Genomic DNA, 17531 nt, shown 5'->3' with positions numbered 1-17531 from the left:
TGGTTGCGGATGTCCGAGCTGGCTCGCGGATGTTCCGGTCACCTCAGCCCGCTTCGGCGGAGACGGTGAACTTGTCGTAGAAGATCTGCTCCTGCGGCACGGCGCGCTCCTCCAGTGCCGCCAACCCCGCGTCGATCATCGGCGGCGGTCCGCAGAGGTAGACGTCGCAGTCGGCCAGCGCGGCCTCGCGTTCGGCCGCGACGGCGGTGACCATGCCGCGCGCACCGGACCACTCCGCGTCCGAGAGCACCGGTACGAAGCTGAACCCGGGGATCCGGCCGCCCAGCTCGGCGATCTCGTCGAGCAGGAACAGGTCGCGTTCGGTGCGCGCGCCGTAGTAGAAGACCACCTCGCGGTCGAAGTCGTCCTTGGCCGCGATCTGGCGCAGCAGCGCCAAGATCGGCGCCATGCCCGCACCACCGGCCAGCAGCACGATCCGGCGGTCCGACGAGGCGCGCAGCGTGAACGTGCCGTACGGACCGGTGATCGACAGCGGTACACCGGGACGCAACTCGCCCTCCAGCAGCCCGGAGAACCTGCCACCCGGGTAGCGCTTGATGACGAACTCCAGCTCGCTGCCGCTGGCGCGCGGCAGGTTCGCCATCGAGAACGACCGGTGCTCCTCGCAGCCGGGAATGGCCACGTCCACGTACTGGCCGGGGTGGAACTTGAACTCGTCGTCGCCGGAGACCGCGAGCCGCAGCAGGCTGATGTCGTGGGTCAGCTCCTCGACGGCCGCGACCTCGGTGTCCACCGTGACGACGGGCAGCCCGGCGCGGATCATGTCCTCGTCGTAGTTGAGCAGCTCCACGTCCAGATCGCTGTAGGCGTGCGAGCGGCACAGCAGGACGTAGCCCTCCTCGCTCTCGTAGTCGGCCAGCGCGAACGTCGAGTAGCGGCCCATCTGCACGTCACCGTCGAGCAGGAACGACTTGCACGCCGAGCACTGCCCTTCCTTGCACCCGTGCATCAACATGACGCCCTGCCGGAACGCGGCGTCCAGCACGGTCTCGCCCTCGTCGGCCTCGATCTCGATGTCCACCGGTTCGAACCGGATCCGATGCGCATCGCCCATGACGCTCTCCTTTCGCTCACAGGCTGGTATCGGGCGGTGGCGCCCAGGCCCCGCTCGGCGCCACCGCCCGAGTTGAGGAGTCCGTCCAGGACGAGCCGCCCGGCGGTGCCGGACGGGCTTCGCCGTCGGCGTGGCACTGCCGCGGCTCGCCCTGGAAGGACCGCTGAAGACCGCTCAGGACGACACGTTCGGGTTCGCCCGGTATTCGGCGACGTGGCGTTCGCGCTCCGCGTCGGTCATCTCGTTGAGCGAGATGTTCGGGCTGCTGAACTCGATCCCCCGGATGTCGTCCAGGGTCCACAGCTTCTTCGGATCGTCGAGGTCCAAGTGCGGTTGCGGCACCAGGGTCCGGCCGTCATCGCGCACGTAGTCCAGGTCGGTGAGCACGTCCGCCAGGTCCCAGCCGTGGTAGAGCGTCTCCCACTCCCGCTTCCCGGTCAGCCGCCCCATGTTCGGCGTCTCCCGGCCCTCGTAGGTGGCGCGGAAGGCCACGGTGTCGGTCCAGTGGCACGGCTCCGAGCAGTAGGTGCGCCACTGCCCGTCGACCTTGTCCACCGCCATGTCCTCGCGGACCAGGCAGGGCACCATGCACGTCCAGCAGCGGTGCGGGTACTCGTAGCCGACGTCCTCGAACGCGATGGGCTTGTTCCGGCCGGGGTAGCGCAGCCGGTTGTAGTTCTCCCACCACTTGCCGAACTGGTCGTACCAGCCGGGGTACTTGTGCTCGAACCACTCGAAGTCGGCGTCGGTCATCGGGTCGATGCGCCAGAAGTTCACCGGCCAGCCGGTCGCGAAGAACTGCGCCACCCGGTGCACGTAGAAGTCGTCGACGATGCGGCTCCACGACTTCTCCACGAGGTCGTGCGGGATCTCCAGGCCGTACTTCTCCAGCGGCAGCAGGTAGCTGCGGTAGTAGTCGTCGTAGATCCACCGCCGCCACATCTCCGCGTAGCTGTCCCGGTCCTTGCGGCGGTCCTTCGAGCCGTACTCGATGAAGGTGCCGATCGCGGCGTCCACGACGCAGTGGTTGTTCCACCAGGCGTAGCGCAGATCGCGTTCCAGCAGCTTGCGGTTCTGCTCGTCGGCCAGCGCCATCAGCAGGATCGAATAGCCGTTGCTGATGTGCCGGGACTCGTCGGACTGCACCGAGTGGAACACCGTCGGCAGCAGGTAATCCCCGTTGGCGGCGGCCTCCGAGGGCATCGCGACGAACAGCGTGTTGGTGAACGCGGTCTCGGCCACGACGGTGAGGTAGATGTTCGCCGCGGTCACCGCGTCACCCGTGATGAACCCCTCGCCGAACTGCCTGCCGATGGTGCCCGCGTAGCAGTTGGAGAACGCCTTCTCGCTGATGTCGAACCCGGCCGGGTCGATGTAGTGGTTCATGTAGAGGCGCTTGAGGTTCATCTGGATCGTCGAGTGCCGGACCTCGTCGATCATCTGCACGGCCAGCCCGTTGTGGATCTGCGGGTTGGGCACGGCGTCGATCGCCATCGGCATCGCGCGGGCCGCGGAGATCTCCGGGAACGGGATGATCGACAGGAACAGCTTCTGCCACTCCATCCAGCGCTCCTGGACCTGCCGGAACATATTGCCGCGGATCGCGCCGTCCATCGCGCCGTAGACCCGGTTGTCCTTCTCCTCCTCCATCGGGAAGTAGGACCGGAGGATCTGCTTGAGCGGGTCCTTCTTCGGCGACTTGTCGAAGCGGTAATCGGTGCCGAACCGGGTGGCCGGAGTGGCGAACGTCGGCTCCCAGGACAGCTCGGTGATCTTCTTGTGGGCCTTGCTCAGGCTTTGTCGGCTCACGTCGCGCCTCCTGCGTCGTCGTACTCCCGGAGAGTCGTCGCGGGGCCGGGATGAGTAGCATCACATCGCACCGGCGAGCGTCAGTTCATCTCAATATGAGACAATGCCGCCGCACTTCCGCGGGCTACGATGACCGTCACGCAACGTCGCGCAGCCCTCACCGACCGGACGCGTTCCCGGCGGTTCGAGGAACGGGTTCCGCCCCGGTCGGCGGCGTCGAGACCGCCGTAGTCCGGGAGGTGCCATGCCCGTCCGCCGTCGAGGCCCGTCGCAGTCCGAAGATCCCCGCCGCTGCACCACGACCCCGGAACCCGCGCCCGGCCCGGCCCGGCGGCGCTTCCTCGGCGACGCACCGGTGGAGCCGGCGGCGGTGCGCGGCCCGATCCTGGCGTCGTGGCGGCGTTCGAGCGATTACCGCGTCGACAGCGAGGCGTTGAACGCGCCGTACGTGGACGACCTCGACTTCCAGGGCGCGCTGGTGCACGCCGCTTCCCCCGTGCTGGACCACTTGCACGACGAACTGCCGGACCAGCCGGTGAGCGTGGTGCTCACCGATCACCGCGGCTACGTGCTGGAGCGCCGCACCGGACGCCCCGAGCTGCGGGATCACTTGGACCGGGTGTGCCTGGCTCCCGGTTTCGGCTACGCCGAGCGGTTCGTCGGAACCAACGGGATCGGCACGACGCTGGAGTCCGGGCAGGCGACGTTCGTCTACGAGCAGGAGCACTTCACCGGGCCGCTGATCGACCTGGCCTGCGCCGGAGTGCCGATCCACGACCCGATCACCGGGGAGCTCGCGGGCGTCCTCGACGTCACGTGCTTCGCGCAGGACGCGGGACCGATGCTCAAGGCCGTCGCCGTCGGCGCGGCGCGCGGGATCCAGGAGCGGCTGCTCAACCACGGCAGCGCGAACGACATCACCCTGATGCAGGAGTACCTGCACGCCTCCCACCGCTCCCGCGATCCGATCATCGCGCTCAACGCCGACGTGCTGATGCTCAACCGCAAGGCCCAGCAGGTGCTCGGCGCGCAGGACCAGGTGCGGCTGCTGGAACACCTGCGGGACTCGCCGCGGCAACGTCCGATGTCGGGCGAACTGGACCTGCCCAGCGGGACGCGCTGCCGCGTCTACGCCCGGCAGGTCCCCGGCCGCGAAGCGGGCACGGTCGCGCGCATCCACCTGCTCGCCCCCGCCGCGGACCTGATGATCTCCTCGGCGCCCACCGGCCCGCTGCCGGGCATCGCCGGTTCGGAGCCGCTGTGGCGGCACTGCTGTCGCGCGGTGGAGGGGCATCGCGCGCGGAACGCGTGGATCTGCCTGGAAGGCGAGCCCGGCACCGGGAAGAGTTCGCTGCTGCGCGCCGTCTGCCGGGCGAACCGGCCGGACCGGCACGTCCGGGTCATCGCCGCCGACGAAGTGGGCGCGGATCGCGACTGGTGGGAGCGGACGCGCTCGGAACTGCTGGAACGGCAGGGCCCGCTGGTGCTGCGCGCGGTGCACCGGTTGAGCACGCCGAAGCTGACCGAGCTCAGCTGCCTGCTCGACGAGGTGAAGGCCGCCAACCCGGCGCTGTGGGTCGCCGCCACCATCGATCCCGGTGTCGTTCCCGGGCCCGCGCTGCACGGGCTGCGCGCCTTGTTCCCGCAGTCGGTGCAGGTGCCGCCGCTGCGCCACCGCATCGACGACCTGGAGGCGATCGCGAACCACTTGCTGCGGCAGCTCACCAAGCGCCCGGAATCGGCCTTCTCACCGGAAGCGCTGCACCTGCTCAAGCGGCGGCACTGGCCGGGCAACATCACCGAGCTGCGCGAGGTCGTGCGGGAGGTGACCGGCCGGACCCGATCCGCCACGATCACCGCCGCCGACCTGCCACCGCAGTGCACGAGCCAGAGCAGGCGCGTGCTCACCCCGATCGAGTCGATGGAGCGCGACGCGATCGTCACCAGCCTCGACGAGGCGGGCGGCAACCGGGCGCGAGCGGCCCGGAGCCTGGGCATCTCCCGCGCCACGATCTACCGCAAGATCACCGATTACGACATCGGCGATCGGACGTCGAGCGGGCCGTCCCGCCGCCGCAGGTCCTGAGCGCGCTCCGGCGGCAGCCCGCGAAGATCACCACTCGATCCAGCGATGCAGCGCCGGGGCGCACCTGTCGATGATCTTGTGAGTGGCCGATCGGAGCGAAAGGCGTGACGGCACATGCGATTCCGCCGTACCAATCCACTGTGGACGATAGCGGCGGCGGCAGCGGCGCTGCCGTTGTCCACCGCGAGCGCCGCAGCGGACCCGCTGGTCGACGTGCACGACGTCCGCGGCGTCGACCTCGGGCCGGTCGAGGACGGCATCGCCCGCGACGTCGCGCGGGACCTGGCGCGGGACCTCGCCCGGGACCTGGCCAGGGACTTGGCGCGGGACCTCGCGAAGGACGTCGCGCGCGACCTGGCGCGGGACGCCGCGAAGGACCTCGGCCGGGACCGCGAACTGCTCCGCCGGACGGTCGACAAGATCACCGATCGCCTCTGAGGGCTCCTCCCGGACGCCCCCCTGATCTCCCGTGGGACCGGATCGCGTGCCCCTTTCCGGTCCCACGGGTTCCCGCCGTACCCGGGCTGCTCAGCCCTGCGGCGCCGCCATCTTGCGGAAGTCCCAGCTGGTGATCTTCGTCGGCGTGATGCGCAGCCAGCCGTGGCGGCCGTCGTGGAACATCTCGTCCCCGCCCATGTACTTGCGGGCGAACAGCAGCTCGATTGCGGTGAGCGCGTCGTTCGGCTCGCCGGTGCGCGGGAGCTCCCCGACCACCTCGACGGTGCCGGTGATCTCGACGCCGCGCAGCTCCTGGAACTCGACTCCCGCGTCCACCACGACGCTGACGCGCGGGTCCCGCATCAGGTCCGCCCAGCGCTTGCTGCGGGTGATCGAGTAGAGCCAGCACGCAGCACCGTCCCAGCCGAACCACAGCGGCGTGGCGTGCGGCCCGTCCGGGCCGATCGTCGCCACCCGGCAGGTGCGTTCCTCCGCCAGGAAGGAGTCGATCTCCTCGCTGGTCATGGCGATCCGGCGGCCGCGCTTCTGCGGCTTGAGCTCCTCGGTCATGGCACGACTTCCATCCGCTGGTCTGTTCCGTCCACAGCGCAACGACCGCACCAGGGCTCCGGTGACGCTGTCAAGATCGCCGCAACGTGGATCGCACTCGGGAACGCGCTACCGCGCGATGCTCGCGCAGACCCGGTAGACCGGTGCGTCGCTGTACTCGCTCGGATTCCGGTTCCCGTGCAACGGTCGTGCGACCGGTGGTGCCGATCACCGGGGCGGCCGGGTCAGCGCAGGTGTTCGGTGAAGAACGTCGTCACCCGTCGCCAGGCGTCCTCGGCGGATTCCTCGTGGTAGCCGAAGCCCGCGACGCGCAGCAGCGGCCCGAACGGACCGACCTTCAACCGGTTCGCGAAGCCGTGCCCGGCGTCCGGGTACTCCTTGACGTCGTGCGGCACGCCCAGCTCGGTCAGGTGCGACTCCAGCTTCGCGGCGGCGCCCTTGAGCGTGGCGTCCTTCGCGCCGAAGCTCGCGACGACCGGGCACGCGCCGTCGAGCACCGCCTCGTCGTCGGGCACCTGGCCGTAGTACGGCGCGGACGCCTGGAATCCGCGCGGGGCGGCCAGCAGCGCGAAACCGCCGCCCATGCAGAAGCCCACGACGCCGACCGCGCCGGTGCAGTCCGCGCGTTCGGCCAGCAGCCGCCGCGCCGCTTCGATGTCGTCGAACGCCTGGCCGCTGCCCTTGCTGAGCTGGCCGAACACGGTTCGGACGCAGCGGGCGAAGCCGCCGCGCGCGTAGAGGTCGGGCGCCACCGCGAGGAACCCGTCGGCGGCGAACCGGTCGGTGATGGCGTTGCTGTCGTCGGTCATCCCGAACGCGTCGTGCACCACGACCACGCCGGGCCACGGCGGCTCGCCCGAGATCGAGGGGTACGGCACCGCCAGGTGGCCCGGGATGTCACCGTCGGACGAAGGAATGGTCGCAGCTGTCACGCCCCGGAACCTAGCCCGCATCCACGGGGATGTCACTCGCCGAAGGGCCCCCTTTCGGCGGAGAATTCGGCCGAGCAGAGCCACATCGCACGATCGGTCCACAATGGAAACCGGGCCGGGAGCGATCGCTCCCGGCCCGGTTCCGATCAGGCCGATCCCGGTTCCGGTCAGGCCAGTCCGGGGCCGCGCCGGGCGAATCCGGACGTCAGCGGCGACAGCTGGGTGGCCCGGACCGTGCGGGTCCGTTCGATCGCCAGGTAGCTGAACACCACCCCGGCCAAGCCCCAGATCACCAGCAGGGCCACCGCTCCGCCGCCCGGAGCGACGCCGTCGGTCACCGCGCGCAGCGCGTCCTGGGCCGGGCCCGCGGGCGTCGCCGCCAGGAACTTGCCGAGCACCGCGGGCACCGCGGTGATGAACCCGGTGGCCAGCAGCAGCAGCGCGACCAGCATCGCGAGGAACCGGCCGAAGCCGCCGAGCGCACCGGCGAGCGCCTGGTTGACGGCCGTGAACGCGACCCCCGCCAGCATCGCCAGCCCGGCGCAGCCGAACCACTGGCCGACCGAGAGGTCCTGCGAGACGCCGACGACCACGGCCACCAGCAACCCCTGCGCCAGCCCGATCACGGCGGGCAGCCGCAGCTGGCGCAGCGCCAGCGGGAACGACGAGCGCGTCGACTCCAGCGCCCGGCGCGGCACCGCGCGCAGCACCAGGAACGTGGCGATCGCGCCGACCCACAGGGCCAGCACCGCGAACAGGGCCACCCCGGAGGAACCGAAGCCGAGGCTGGTCCCCTCCGCCGTCGTCACCGGGTTCGCCACGGCCTTCGCGAGCTTGTCCCGGTCACCGTCCGGGTAGCTGGGCAGCTGCTCCACGGCCTGGTCCAGGCCGCCCGCGAGCTCACCCGAGCCGTCGCCGAGCTGGTGGGCGCCGTCGGAGAGCTGGCGCACGCCGCCCGCCAGCTGATCGGCACCGTCGGCGAGCTGGCCCGCGCCGCCACCGGTCTGCGAGATGCCGTCGGCGAGCTGGCCGACGCCGCCGTCGAGCTGCTTGGAGCCGTCGGCGAGCTGATCGATGCCACCTGCGAGCGCGGGCAGGCCGCCACCCGACTCGGGGGTCTGCCCGGCGAGCGCGGCGAGACCGCCGGAGACGCCGGTGCTGGCCTGCTGCACCTGCCCGGCGCCCTCGCTGAGGGCCTGCGCGGTGGCCGCCTGGATGGCGATCTTCGTGCAGATCGGCAGGGTGCCCGGCGGGCATTCCTTGCTCATTTCGCCGAGGCTCTCCGACATGCCCTGCAGGCCGCCGGAGAGCTGCTGCACGCCTTCGGCCTCCTTCGCGGAGACGTCGGCGAGCGTCGCGGTCTGCTGCGGCAGCTGCGCGGTTTTCTCCTGCAGCTGCCCGATGCCGTCGGACAGACCCGCCATCCCGGTCTTGAGCTGCAGCGCGCCGTCCTCCAGCGCGCCGATGCCGTCGGCCAGCGCCCGCGATCCGTCGGCGAGCTGGTCGGCACCGCCGGCGAGCTCGTCGGTGCCGCCCGCGAGCCGGCGGGCGCCGTCGGCCAGCGAGGTGGCGCCGTCGGAGGCCTCACCGAGCTTGTCGCCCAGCGTGTTGAAGCCGACGAAGACGTTGTCCAGGTAGGTCGTGGTGAGCTGCTGCCCCAGCAGGTTCGCCGCGGTGGTGGTCACCACCCGGCTGATCGCCTCGTCGGCGAGCTTGCTGCGGCCACCGGTGCTCACGTCGATCGTCGCCTTCTTCGCCTGGGCGGGATCGCCGGAGAAGGAGGTGGCGGCCTTCGAGAAGTTCTCCGGGATCGTCACGACCGCCGCGTAGTCGCCGTCTTCGAGGCCCTCGGCGGCGGTCTGCGGGGTGGCGAACTCCCAGCTGTAGTTGCTCTCGATCTCGCCGCCGACGAGCTTCGCGGACAGCTGGCGGCCCAGCGGGGTGAGCTGGCCGTTGACCTCGATCGGCTCGTCGTTGTTGACGACCGCGGCCTTGGTGTCCTTCAACCGGTCCTCGGGACTGCCCATCGACCAGGTCAGCAGACCCGCGATCACCAGCGGCACCAGCAGCAGGCCGGCCAGCGGTAAGAGCAAGCGGCTTTTCGCCATCGTCAGATTACCTCTGCTTTCTAGCGGATCGCGCCGGAGAGGACACCGGGCATCGCGGCGGAGTCATCGCGCAGTTCGGTGAGGGTGGCGCCGCCGGTCGCGGGCAGGACGTCGCGCGCGTCGGACAGACCGGTGCTGCCCGCGATCACGGTGGGCCTGCTGCCGGTGAGCAGCTCGCGGATCGCCAGCCGCTGCCCCGGATCGGAGATCCGGTCGGTCCGGTCGAGCACCAGGACCTCGGGCTTCTCCCGCAGCGCCGCGCGCACCGCGTCGGCGCCGCCGTCGCCCGCGTCGACGTAGGAGACCTTGGCCCGGACGGTCGAGGCCCGCGCGGGCAGCACGTACCCGAGGACCTTCAGCTTGCCCTGCTCGGCCTGCAGCCGGCCGGACAGCGTCAGCAGCACCGCGGTGATCGCCGACTCGTACCGGCCGCGCACCACGTGCACGCCGCCGCGCGGCACCAGGAATCCGACGTCCTGGTAGACCGGCGCGCCGGTGGACGGGTCGTCGAGGCGCAGGCCCTCGCAGGCGACCGCGTCGTCGGCGCCGGGCCGCGGCCAGTCCGCCAGCGCGATCTCCTCGCGCAGGTTCTCGCCTTCGACGTCGAAGGCGGGCAGCACGCGGTCGAGCTTGCGCGGCATCCACCACGCCTTGTCCCCGAGCAGCGCCAGCACCGCGGGCACCAGCGTCATGCGGACGATGAACGCGTCGACGAACACGCCGACGGCGAGTCCCATCGCGATGGGCTTGAGGTTCGCGTCGCCGTCGGGCACGAACGCGGCGAACACCGCGAACATGATCACCGCGGCGGCGGTGACGACCTTGCCGGAGGACACGAACCCGGTGTGGATCGCGGCCTGGGCGTCCTTGGTGTGCACGTACTCCTCGCGCATCCGGGACACCAGGAAGACCTCGTAGTCCATGGCGAGGCCGAACAGGATGCCCATCAGCACGATCGGCATGAAGCTGATCACCGGGCCGGTGCGCGGCACGTTGAGCAGCTCGGCCATCCACCCGTCCTGGAAGACGAGCGTCACGATGCCGAAGGAGGCGCCGATGCTCAGCAGGTAGCCGAGCGTCGCCTTGATCGGCACCGCGATGGAGCGGAACACCATGGTCAGCAGCACCAGCGACAGGCCGACGACGACGATGCCGAACGGCAGCAGCGCCGCGCCGAGCTGGTCGGAGACGTCGATGCCGATGGCGGTGAAGCCGGTGACGGAGATGTTGATGCCGTAGGTGTCGAGGAAGTGCCCGCGCAGCGAACGGATCTCCTCCACCAGGTCCTTGGTCTGCTCCGAGTCCGGAGCGCCCTCCGGGATGACCTGCACGATGCCGGTGTCGGCGGTCGGGTTGGGCGTCGCCATCGGCACGTCGGCCACGCCGGGCAGCCGCTCGATCTCGCCCTTGAGGTCGGCCATCAGGCCGAGCGGGTCCTCGCTGGTGACGATGTCGCCGGTGACGATCAGCGGGCCGTTGAAGCCCTTCGGGAAGTGCTCGGCGGTGAGGTCGTAGGTGACGCGGGCCGGGTCCTCCTTGGCCAGCGCGCCCGCGTCGGGCAGCGCGAGCCGCAGGCCCGCGGCCGGCACCGTCGCGATGCCGAGCACGCCCACCACGACCAGGACGGTGACGATCGGGAACCGGGTCGCCGCGCGCACCCAGCCCGCGAAGAACCGGTCGCCCACGGGGGGCTTGCCGGAGGTCGCGCGGGCGCGCTTGCCCTGCTTGGGCGCCTTCGGGGTGAGCCGCTCACCGGCGAACCCGAGCAGCGCCGGGATCAGCGTCAGCGACACCAGCACGGCGATGCCGACGGCGACCGCCCCGGCGACGCCCATCGTGGTCAGGAACGGGATGCCCGCGACGCCGAGCCCGCCGAGCGCGATCATCACGGTCAGCCCGGCGAAGATCACCGCCGAGCCCGCGGTGGCGGTGGCGCGCGCCGCAGCCTCGTGCGCGGACACACCGCCGGCGAGTTCCTGCTGGTGGCGGGACACGATGAACAGCGCGTAGTCGATGCCCACGGCGAGGCCGAGCATCAGCGACAGCAGCGGAGTGGTCGCGGTGACCGGCCCGAGCACGGTCGCGAGCAGGATCAGGAACGTGGACACGCCCACGCCCAGCAGCGCGTTCAGCAGCGGCATCCCGGCGGCGAGGAACGACCCGAGCGTGATCATCAGGACCACGATCGCGATCACCAGGCCGAGCGCTTCGACGAAGCTGAGGCCGGGGAAGCTCTGCGCGAACAGCGGACCGCCGTGGGAGGCCTGGGAACCTTGCGGCAACCGCTGTTCGAGGTCGGCCGCGATCCCGGCGATGTGGTCCTTGGTCGGCTCGCCGATCTCCATGGTCTGGCCCTCGAGCTGGACCATGATCAGACCGGCTTTGCCGTCCTCGCTGATGCTGCCGCCGAGGTCCTCGTTGTACGGCGAGACGATGGACGCGGCCTCGTCCATGCTCTCGAGCTCGTCGACGGTGCGCTCGACTTCGCTGCGCACCTCGGGGGCGCGCACGTCGTCCGGCGCGACCACGATGATCTGCGCGGAGGCACCGCTGGTCTGCGGGAAGGTCACCGAGAGCCGGTCCAGCGCGTTCTGCGCCTCCGTGCCGGGAATCGTGACGTTGTTGTCCATTCCCTTGAACAGCAGACCGGCCGCTCCGCCGGTCACGACCAGCACTAGCAGCCAGATCACGAGGACGGTCTTGCGGGCCGCGTACGCCCTGCGCCCTAGTGAGTAGAGGAACGAGGACACGCCACACTCCTGTCGCCGGGAGGTTCTCGCCGGACGGCGTCACCAGAAAGGGGGAAGTTGGATACAACGCTGTATCCGATACATGAGCGTATCCGATACCATGGGGCGGTTCCACGCGGGCCGCATCACAGCGGAAAGCCGCTGGTACGGGTCCGAAGGAAGGAAATTTCGTGGTGAACGCGAGCAAGTTGGCCGGCCGGGGCGCGGAGCGCCCGGACACCGGCGCGCGCGAGACCGCTCGGCGCACCAAGACCCGCGAACGGTTGATGGACGCCGCCTACCGGCAGTTCAGCGAGCACGGCATCAACGGCACCTCCGTCGAAGCGATCACCGACGACGCCGGTTTCACCCGCGGCGCGTTCTACTCCAACTTCAGCAGCAAGGAGGAGTTGTTCTTCGCCCTCACCGAACGGGAGAACCGCGTTCGGCTGGAGGTGCTGCGGGAGAACTTCGCCCGGCTGGTGGCACCGCTCGGCGACACCGCGGGCAAACCCGCCCCGCACCTCATCGAAGGCATCATCGCCGACGTGCTGTCGTTCCAGCCGGACAACCGCCAGTGGTGCCTGATGCAGAGCGAGTTCCGCCTGCTGGCGCTGCGCGATCCCGAGGTGGCGCCGCGGTTCCTGGCCGCATCGCAGTCGTTCCTGCGCGAGCTCGCCGCGATGGTCGACACCGCGGTCCGCTCGGTGGGAGTGCGCTTCCTGATCGACACGCTGGACCTGACGAGGATGCTGATGGACCAGTTCGACTCGGCGATGCAGGAGGCGATCCTGTCCGGTGCCGAAGATCCCGAGGCCGTGGTCCGCGAGCACGTGATGCGGACCCTCCCGCTGCTGGTGCACAGCCTCACCGACACGATCGAGCCGTGAACCGCACGAGGGGTCGTGGTCTGCGCGGCGGATCGGGTGGCGGAACCTCAGCGGCCTTCTTGGTCGAGCTGGTCACTGCTCGGCGGCTCCGCCGCTGACAAGACACAGGCGAAGAACACTCCTCACCTTGAACGACGAGATCCGATCCCGAGGAGACCTCGGTCGCGGCGCGTTCCCGCGCCGAATTCGGAGCGGAACGACCGGGCGATCGGTGCGCCCGCCGGTGGGATTCCACACGGCGTGATCCAGGAAGCTCTGCGAGGGTCGGATCGTTCTCGCCCACGGGAGCGCCGGGCGAACGCCGGCGGCGTCCCGGACGAACGCCGACACGAGGAGATGTCATGGCCGACCGCAACGCGACGACGAGCTGGACCGGCGATCTGGGGTCCGGCTCCGGCATCGTCACCCTGGATTCCTCGAACGCCGGGCAGTTCCCCGTGTCGTTCGCGACCCGCGCGGAGGACCCGGCCGGGCAGACCAGCCCGGAGGAGCTCATCGCCGCCGCCCACTCGTCCTGCTACAGCATGCAGCTGTCCGCGCTGCTCGGCGGCGTCGGGCACGCGCCGGAGCGGATCGACACCAGCGCCGAGGTCACCCTCGGCAAGTCCGGCGACGGCTTCGCCATCACCGGCATCGCGCTGACCGTGCGCGCCAACGTCCCCGGCGCCGACGCCGACACCTTCCAGCAGGCCGCGCAGCAGGCCAAGGAGACCTGCCCGGTCTCGGCCGCGCTGAGCGGGACCACCATCACCCTGGACGCGCAGCTCGCCTGATCCGGCCCATCACGCGCGGAACCCCGGTCGTCGTCGAGGCGACCGGGGTTCCGCGCGTCGGGGTCAGTCCCCGGCGAGCGCGGTCGGCTCGTGCTGAGCCCACGGCGCGGCCTGCTCCAGCTGGGCCGCGAGGCGGAACAGCGCGCCCTCACCGCTCAGCGGCGCGACGAACTGGACGCCCAGCGGCAGGCCGTCCGCCGTGCGGTGCAGCGGCACCGACATCGCCGGGCGTCCCGTGATGTTCGCCAGCTGGGTGTACGGGACGTGGCGCATGTTGGAGCGCGCGATGCGGTCGACGACGCCGGTGCGCCGCAGCAGCCCGCCACCGCGCACGGCCAGCACGATCCGGCCCAGGACGTGCAGCGGAGCCGGCGTGGCGAGCTCGCCGACGCGCACCGGGGGCCCCGCCAGGCTCGGGGTCAGCAGCAGGTCGTGGTGGCGGTGGAACTCCGCCAGCCGCGCGGAGTGCGCGTGCCAGGACTCCAGCACGGACACGTAGTCCGGGCCGCTGATGCTGCGCCCGACGGCCGCCAGCAACCGGGTGTCCAGTTCGAACTCGCCCGGGCGGGCGCCGGTGAACCGCTGCGCCTCGCCGAGCGCGTGGGCCAGCTTCACCGACCAGGCCCGCAGGAAGTCCACGGTGAGCGCGGCCAGGTCCACCGGTGACGGGACTTCCTCGACCTCGTGCCCCAGCTCGGTGAGCAGCTCCGCGGCGGAGCGCATCGCGGCCACCGCCGCCGGGTCCGGGTCGCCGAGCGCGGAGGCCGCGCTGAAACCGATGCGCAGCTTCCCCGGTTCGCGCAGGACCTCGTCGGCGAACGGGCGTTCCGGTGCGGCCGCCGCGTACGGGGCCATCGGGTCGGGTCCGACCAGCGAGTCCAGCGCGATCGCGCTGTCGCGCACGGACCGCGACACGACGCCGTCAACCGCGGCGCCGTGGAAACCCTCCGCGCGCTGCGGCCCCGCGGGCACCAGCCCGCGTCCGGCCTTGAGCCCGAACACCCCGCAGCAGGCCGCCGGGATGCGGATCGACCCGCCGCCGTCGCTGGCCGCCGCGAGCGGCACGATCCCGGCGGCCACCGCGGCGGCGGCACCACCGGAGGAGCCGCCCGGTGTGCGGTCCAGCGCCCAGGGGTTGCGCGCCGGGCCGAACGCGACCGGCTCCGTGATCGGCTTCGCACCGAACTCCGGGGTGTTCGTGCGCCCGAACACCACCAGCCCGGCGTCCTCCCAGCGCCGCACCACCTCGGCGGTCCCGGTCGCGGCGACGCCGCGCAGCGACCGCGAACCACCGCTGGTCGGCAGCCCGGCGATCTCCTGGTTCAGGTCCTTGAGCAGGAACGGAACTCCGCCCAACGGCCCGGCCGGGGTGTCCCGGACGCGCTCGCGCGCGCGGTCGTCGAGCCGCTGCGTGATCGCGTTGAGCCGCGGGTTCACCCGCTCGGCCCGCGCCAGCGCCGCGTCCAGCACCTCACCGGCGGAGACCTCACCGGCACCGATCAGCTCGGCCAGCCCCGCGCCGTCGTGCCGACGGTATTCCGCGTACTCCATGACACCTACCCCGCTCGTCGCCCGGTCCGCCCGCCATGATCCCGCGCCCGATCCCGGCGCGGGAGGACCACCGCTCGCGGCGCCCGCCCCTGCTTCGCCACCACCTCGGTGCCAGCGCTCGCTCGGTCAAGCACGCCGCCCGGACCCGCGCGGCCCGGTCGTCGGCGGGGGCGACAGCGACGGGGTGCGTGCGGAAGACTTCGCCCGCGCCGGACTTCGGCGGTGGACGTGATCAGGGGGCTTCGGATGACCGTCGGGCTCGGTGCCGATGTCGTGGTGGCCGTGCTCGGGGCCGCGCTGCTGCACGCGACGTGGAACGCGATCGCGCACGGCATGAGCGACCGGCTGGCCGGATTCACCCTGATCGCGTTGAGCTACACGGCGATCGGCGGGGTCGCCGCGCTCTGCACCGGACCTCCCCCGGCGGCGGCCTGGCCGCTGATCCTCGCCTCGGCGGGAGTGCACGTGGCCTACCAGGTCGCGCTGATGCTCAGCTACCGGCTCGGCCAGTTCAGCCAGGTCTACCCGCTCGCCCGCGGCACCGCGCCGTGGGTGGTCACGGTGCTGTCGTACGTCGTGCTCCGGCAGGGGGTCTCCGGATGGGTGCTGGCCGGGGTGCTGGTGATATCGGCGGGGCTGACCGGCTTGGTCTTCCTCGGCGGGCGACCCACCAGGCGCCAGGTCCCGGCGCTCGCCGCCGCGTTCGGCACCGGCCTGCTGATCGCGACCTACACGGTCATCGACGGGGTCGGAGTCCACCGGGCGGACGTGCTCACCTACGCCGCGTGGATGTTCTTGCTGCAAGGGGTCGCGGTCGTGCTGCTGGCGCAGGCGGTGCGCGGCCGGGCGCTGTTCGCCCAGCTCCGCGTCGCGCCGATCCCCGGGCTGGCCGGCGGAACGTTGTCGCTGATCGCGTACGGCCTCGTGCTGTGGGCGCAGACCCGGGGAGCGCTCGCACCCATCGCCGCCCTCCGCGAGACCAGCATCATCTTCGGCGCGCTGATCGGCGCGGTCTTCTTCCGCGAATCCCTCGGGCGCGGCCGGGCGCTGGCCGGTGCCGTCGTGCTCGCGGGAATCGTGCTGATCAACCTGCCGTGACCGTCAGCGCTGAGCGGCGAGCGGCCGCGGTTCGGCCGCCGCCGCGAGGGCCGCGGTGAAGCGGTCGCGGAAGGCGCGGACCGCCGATTCCGCCGCGGCCGCACCGGGATGGCGGGTGCGCAGGAACAGGCCGTCGGACGTGCGCGACACCCAGAGCTGGACGTCGTCGGCGTCGGTCTCGCTGCTGATGTGGCGCGGCCGGGACTCGGGGAACTCCAGCGAGACCGGCATCGCCCGGTAGTCCACGTAGGACAGCATGAAGATGTCCTTGCGCACCGGGCGGTACTCGTCGGCGACCGCGGCCAGGATGTTCGGCAGCGGCACGCCGAGGGTGCCCAGGGCTTCCCGGAAACCCACCTTCGCGTGCGTGTGGGTGTCGGCGAACCGCCCGTCCACCACGTTGAACGTGACGGGAGCGTTCGTCGTGAACCACCCGACGGCGTGCCGCCAGCGCGGTTCGTGCCTGGTGTGCAACGGGATCAGCACGCTGATCCGGTCACCGGCGCCCAGTCCGCGCAGCGCGAGGCCCGCGGCGGCCAGCACTCCGGTGAACGCGCTGCCCGAGCCGTCCCGGCACGCCGCGTCGAAGGCGTCGGCGGTCTCCGCGTCCAGCAGCCGGGCGGTCATCGAACGCTGCCGCACCGGACGCCCCGGTTCCACGCCGAGCTCCAGCGGGAACGACGGCGTCGTTCCCCCGCAGTCGCGCAGGAAATCCCGCCAGTACGCCACCGCGGGATGCTCGCCGCTCGGCAGCGGCGGCGGGACGGGCAGGCCGTCCGGGCCGGGCGCGTCCCACTCCGCGGTGGCCGGTCGCCCCGGGACCGCGAGGTCCGCGGCGGCCACCGCCTCGTGCTCCTGCGCGCAGTAGTCGACGAAGCCGCCCACCTCCGCCAGCGACGGCGGCGTCCCGTCGACGGCGGCGGAGTACAGCACCTGCAGCTCGTGCGCGGCCACCGCCATCGAGTGCGCGTCCACGCAGGAGTGGTCGAACGCGCCGAACACCGTGCCGCCCCGCTCGTGCCGGATCGCGCCCAGCAGGAACGGCGGCCACCGCAGCGGGTGGCACTGCTCGTCGAACCGCCGCGACAGGTGCTCGCGCACCGCGGCCGAACCGGTGAACGAGCCCGCCTCCCGCCGCCGCAGGACCACCCCGTCGGCGGGCAGCAGCGCGCGGCGGAACTCGCCGTCGCGCTCGGTGAAGCGGCTCAGCAGCCCGGTGTGCCTGCGGATCCACTGCCCGAAGGCCGCTTCCAGCGCGCCGGTGTCCAGCTCCCCCGGCAGTTCGAAGGTGCAGGCCAGCCACGGCGGCGGCGTCCCGTCGGCACCGAGCGCGCCCAGGTGGAAGGACTGGTTCAGCGACGGAGGTACGTCACTGGGCGCGAATTCGTGGCCCGGCGCGGGTTCCGCGGTCCACTCCACGACCTCGCCGGGCGGCGGGTCGAACGCGCTCATCGTCGTGACTCGCACCGGAC

13 protein-coding genes are annotated in these 17531 nt (G+C 71.6%); 5 read left to right on the top strand and 8 right to left on the bottom strand.

Annotated features, from left to right (window positions below; all coding sequences use genetic code 11):
• Nucleotides 1-43: 43 nt before the first annotated feature.
• Entirely contained in the window at nucleotides 44-1075 is a 1032-nt protein-coding gene (locus tag BJ969_RS08900; RefSeq protein ID WP_184478339.1) for an FAD-binding oxidoreductase, read from the bottom strand.
• Between the two features lie 174 nt (nucleotides 1076-1249).
• Complete coding sequence (locus BJ969_RS08895; RefSeq protein WP_184478338.1) at nucleotides 1250-2884, bottom strand: ferritin family protein; 1635 nt, start codon at nucleotides 2882-2884, stop codon at nucleotides 1250-1252.
• Nucleotides 2885-3128: 244 nt separating this feature from the next.
• Here BJ969_RS08895 and BJ969_RS08890 point away from each other — a divergent pair, with 244 nt between their 5' ends.
• Together BJ969_RS08890 and BJ969_RS08885 are read left to right on the top strand one after the other, a co-directional pair.
• Nucleotides 3129-4970 carry a sigma-54-dependent Fis family transcriptional regulator gene (locus BJ969_RS08890; RefSeq protein WP_184478337.1) on the top strand — a complete coding sequence of 614 codons (1842 nt, stop codon included), beginning with the start codon at nucleotides 3129-3131 and terminating at the stop codon, nucleotides 4968-4970.
• 114 nt (nucleotides 4971-5084) lie between these two features.
• Nucleotides 5085-5408: a hypothetical protein gene (locus tag BJ969_RS08885; protein WP_184478336.1), complete on the top strand. Its 324-nt coding sequence runs from the start codon at nucleotides 5085-5087 to the stop codon at nucleotides 5406-5408.
• Nucleotides 5409-5498: 90 nt separating this feature from the next.
• On the opposite strand, the gene BJ969_RS08880 is transcribed toward BJ969_RS08885, so the two are convergent.
• From BJ969_RS08880 to BJ969_RS08865, 4 genes are all read right to left on the bottom strand, one after another.
• Nucleotides 5499-5978: a pyridoxamine 5'-phosphate oxidase family protein gene (locus tag BJ969_RS08880; RefSeq protein ID WP_184478335.1), complete on the bottom strand. Its 480-nt coding sequence runs from the start codon at nucleotides 5976-5978 to the stop codon at nucleotides 5499-5501.
• 224 nt (nucleotides 5979-6202) lie between these two features.
• Complete coding sequence (locus BJ969_RS08875; RefSeq protein WP_184478334.1) at nucleotides 6203-6931, bottom strand: dienelactone hydrolase family protein; 729 nt, start codon at nucleotides 6929-6931, stop codon at nucleotides 6203-6205.
• A gap of 146 nt (nucleotides 6932-7077) precedes the next feature.
• Nucleotides 7078-9018 carry a YhgE/Pip family protein gene (locus BJ969_RS08870; RefSeq protein ID WP_184478333.1) on the bottom strand — a complete coding sequence of 647 codons (1941 nt, stop codon included), beginning with the start codon at nucleotides 9016-9018 and terminating at the stop codon, nucleotides 7078-7080.
• A gap of 20 nt (nucleotides 9019-9038) precedes the next feature.
• Nucleotides 9039-11768, bottom strand: coding sequence for an MMPL family transporter (locus BJ969_RS08865; protein WP_184478332.1), 2730 nt, complete (start codon nucleotides 11766-11768; stop codon nucleotides 9039-9041).
• Between the two features lie 173 nt (nucleotides 11769-11941).
• Between BJ969_RS08865 and BJ969_RS08860 the strand changes: the two genes are divergently transcribed.
• The gene (locus BJ969_RS08860) at nucleotides 11942-12637 is read left to right on the top strand and encodes a TetR/AcrR family transcriptional regulator (RefSeq protein WP_343071306.1); all 696 of its coding nucleotides are present in this window, start codon (nucleotides 11942-11944) and stop codon (nucleotides 12635-12637) included.
• A gap of 341 nt (nucleotides 12638-12978) precedes the next feature.
• Nucleotides 12979-13410: an OsmC family protein gene (locus tag BJ969_RS08855; RefSeq protein WP_184478331.1), complete on the top strand. Its 432-nt coding sequence runs from the start codon at nucleotides 12979-12981 to the stop codon at nucleotides 13408-13410.
• A 63-nt stretch (nucleotides 13411-13473) separates the two neighbouring features.
• On the opposite strand, the gene BJ969_RS08850 is transcribed toward BJ969_RS08855, so the two are convergent.
• Nucleotides 13474-14961, bottom strand: coding sequence for an amidase (locus BJ969_RS08850; protein ID WP_184478330.1), 1488 nt, complete (start codon nucleotides 14959-14961; stop codon nucleotides 13474-13476).
• 246 nt (nucleotides 14962-15207) lie between these two features.
• Here BJ969_RS08850 and BJ969_RS08845 point away from each other — a divergent pair, with 246 nt between their 5' ends.
• Nucleotides 15208-16059 carry an EamA family transporter gene (locus BJ969_RS08845; protein ID WP_184478329.1) on the top strand — a complete coding sequence of 284 codons (852 nt, stop codon included), beginning with the start codon at nucleotides 15208-15210 and terminating at the stop codon, nucleotides 16057-16059.
• A 3-nt stretch (nucleotides 16060-16062) separates the two neighbouring features.
• On the opposite strand, the gene BJ969_RS08840 is transcribed toward BJ969_RS08845, so the two are convergent.
• Nucleotides 16063-17526: a condensation domain-containing protein gene (locus tag BJ969_RS08840; RefSeq protein WP_184478328.1), complete on the bottom strand. Its 1464-nt coding sequence runs from the start codon at nucleotides 17524-17526 to the stop codon at nucleotides 16063-16065.
• Between the last annotated feature and the right edge of the window lie 5 nt (nucleotides 17527-17531).

The organism is Saccharopolyspora gloriosae (assembly GCF_014203325.1).
Lineage (GTDB): Bacteria > Actinomycetota > Actinomycetes > Mycobacteriales > Pseudonocardiaceae > Saccharopolyspora_C > Saccharopolyspora_C gloriosae.
This window is presented reverse-complemented; position numbering and strand designations above follow the sequence as displayed.

What these genes read in the sequence shown, in the direction of transcription:
- BJ969_RS08875 (WP_184478334.1), bottom strand. Translation starts at nt 6,931, where the DNA reads ATGCGGGCTAGGTTCCGGGGCGTGACAGCTGCGACCATTCCTTCGTCC.
- BJ969_RS08855 (WP_184478331.1), top strand. Translation starts at nt 12,979, where the DNA reads ATGGCCGACCGCAACGCGACGACGAGCTGGACCGGCGATCTGGGGTCC.
- BJ969_RS08845 (WP_184478329.1), top strand. Translation starts at nt 15,208, where the DNA reads ATGACCGTCGGGCTCGGTGCCGATGTCGTGGTGGCCGTGCTCGGGGCC.
- BJ969_RS08890 (WP_184478337.1), top strand. Translation starts at nt 3,129, where the DNA reads ATGCCCGTCCGCCGTCGAGGCCCGTCGCAGTCCGAAGATCCCCGCCGC.
- BJ969_RS08850 (WP_184478330.1), bottom strand. Translation starts at nt 14,961, where the DNA reads ATGGAGTACGCGGAATACCGTCGGCACGACGGCGCGGGGCTGGCCGAG.
- BJ969_RS08870 (WP_184478333.1), bottom strand. Translation starts at nt 9,018, where the DNA reads ATGGCGAAAAGCCGCTTGCTCTTACCGCTGGCCGGCCTGCTGCTGGTG.
- BJ969_RS08900 (WP_184478339.1), bottom strand. Translation starts at nt 1,075, where the DNA reads ATGGGCGATGCGCATCGGATCCGGTTCGAACCGGTGGACATCGAGATC.
- BJ969_RS08880 (WP_184478335.1), bottom strand. Translation starts at nt 5,978, where the DNA reads ATGACCGAGGAGCTCAAGCCGCAGAAGCGCGGCCGCCGGATCGCCATG.
- BJ969_RS08885 (WP_184478336.1), top strand. Translation starts at nt 5,085, where the DNA reads ATGCGATTCCGCCGTACCAATCCACTGTGGACGATAGCGGCGGCGGCA.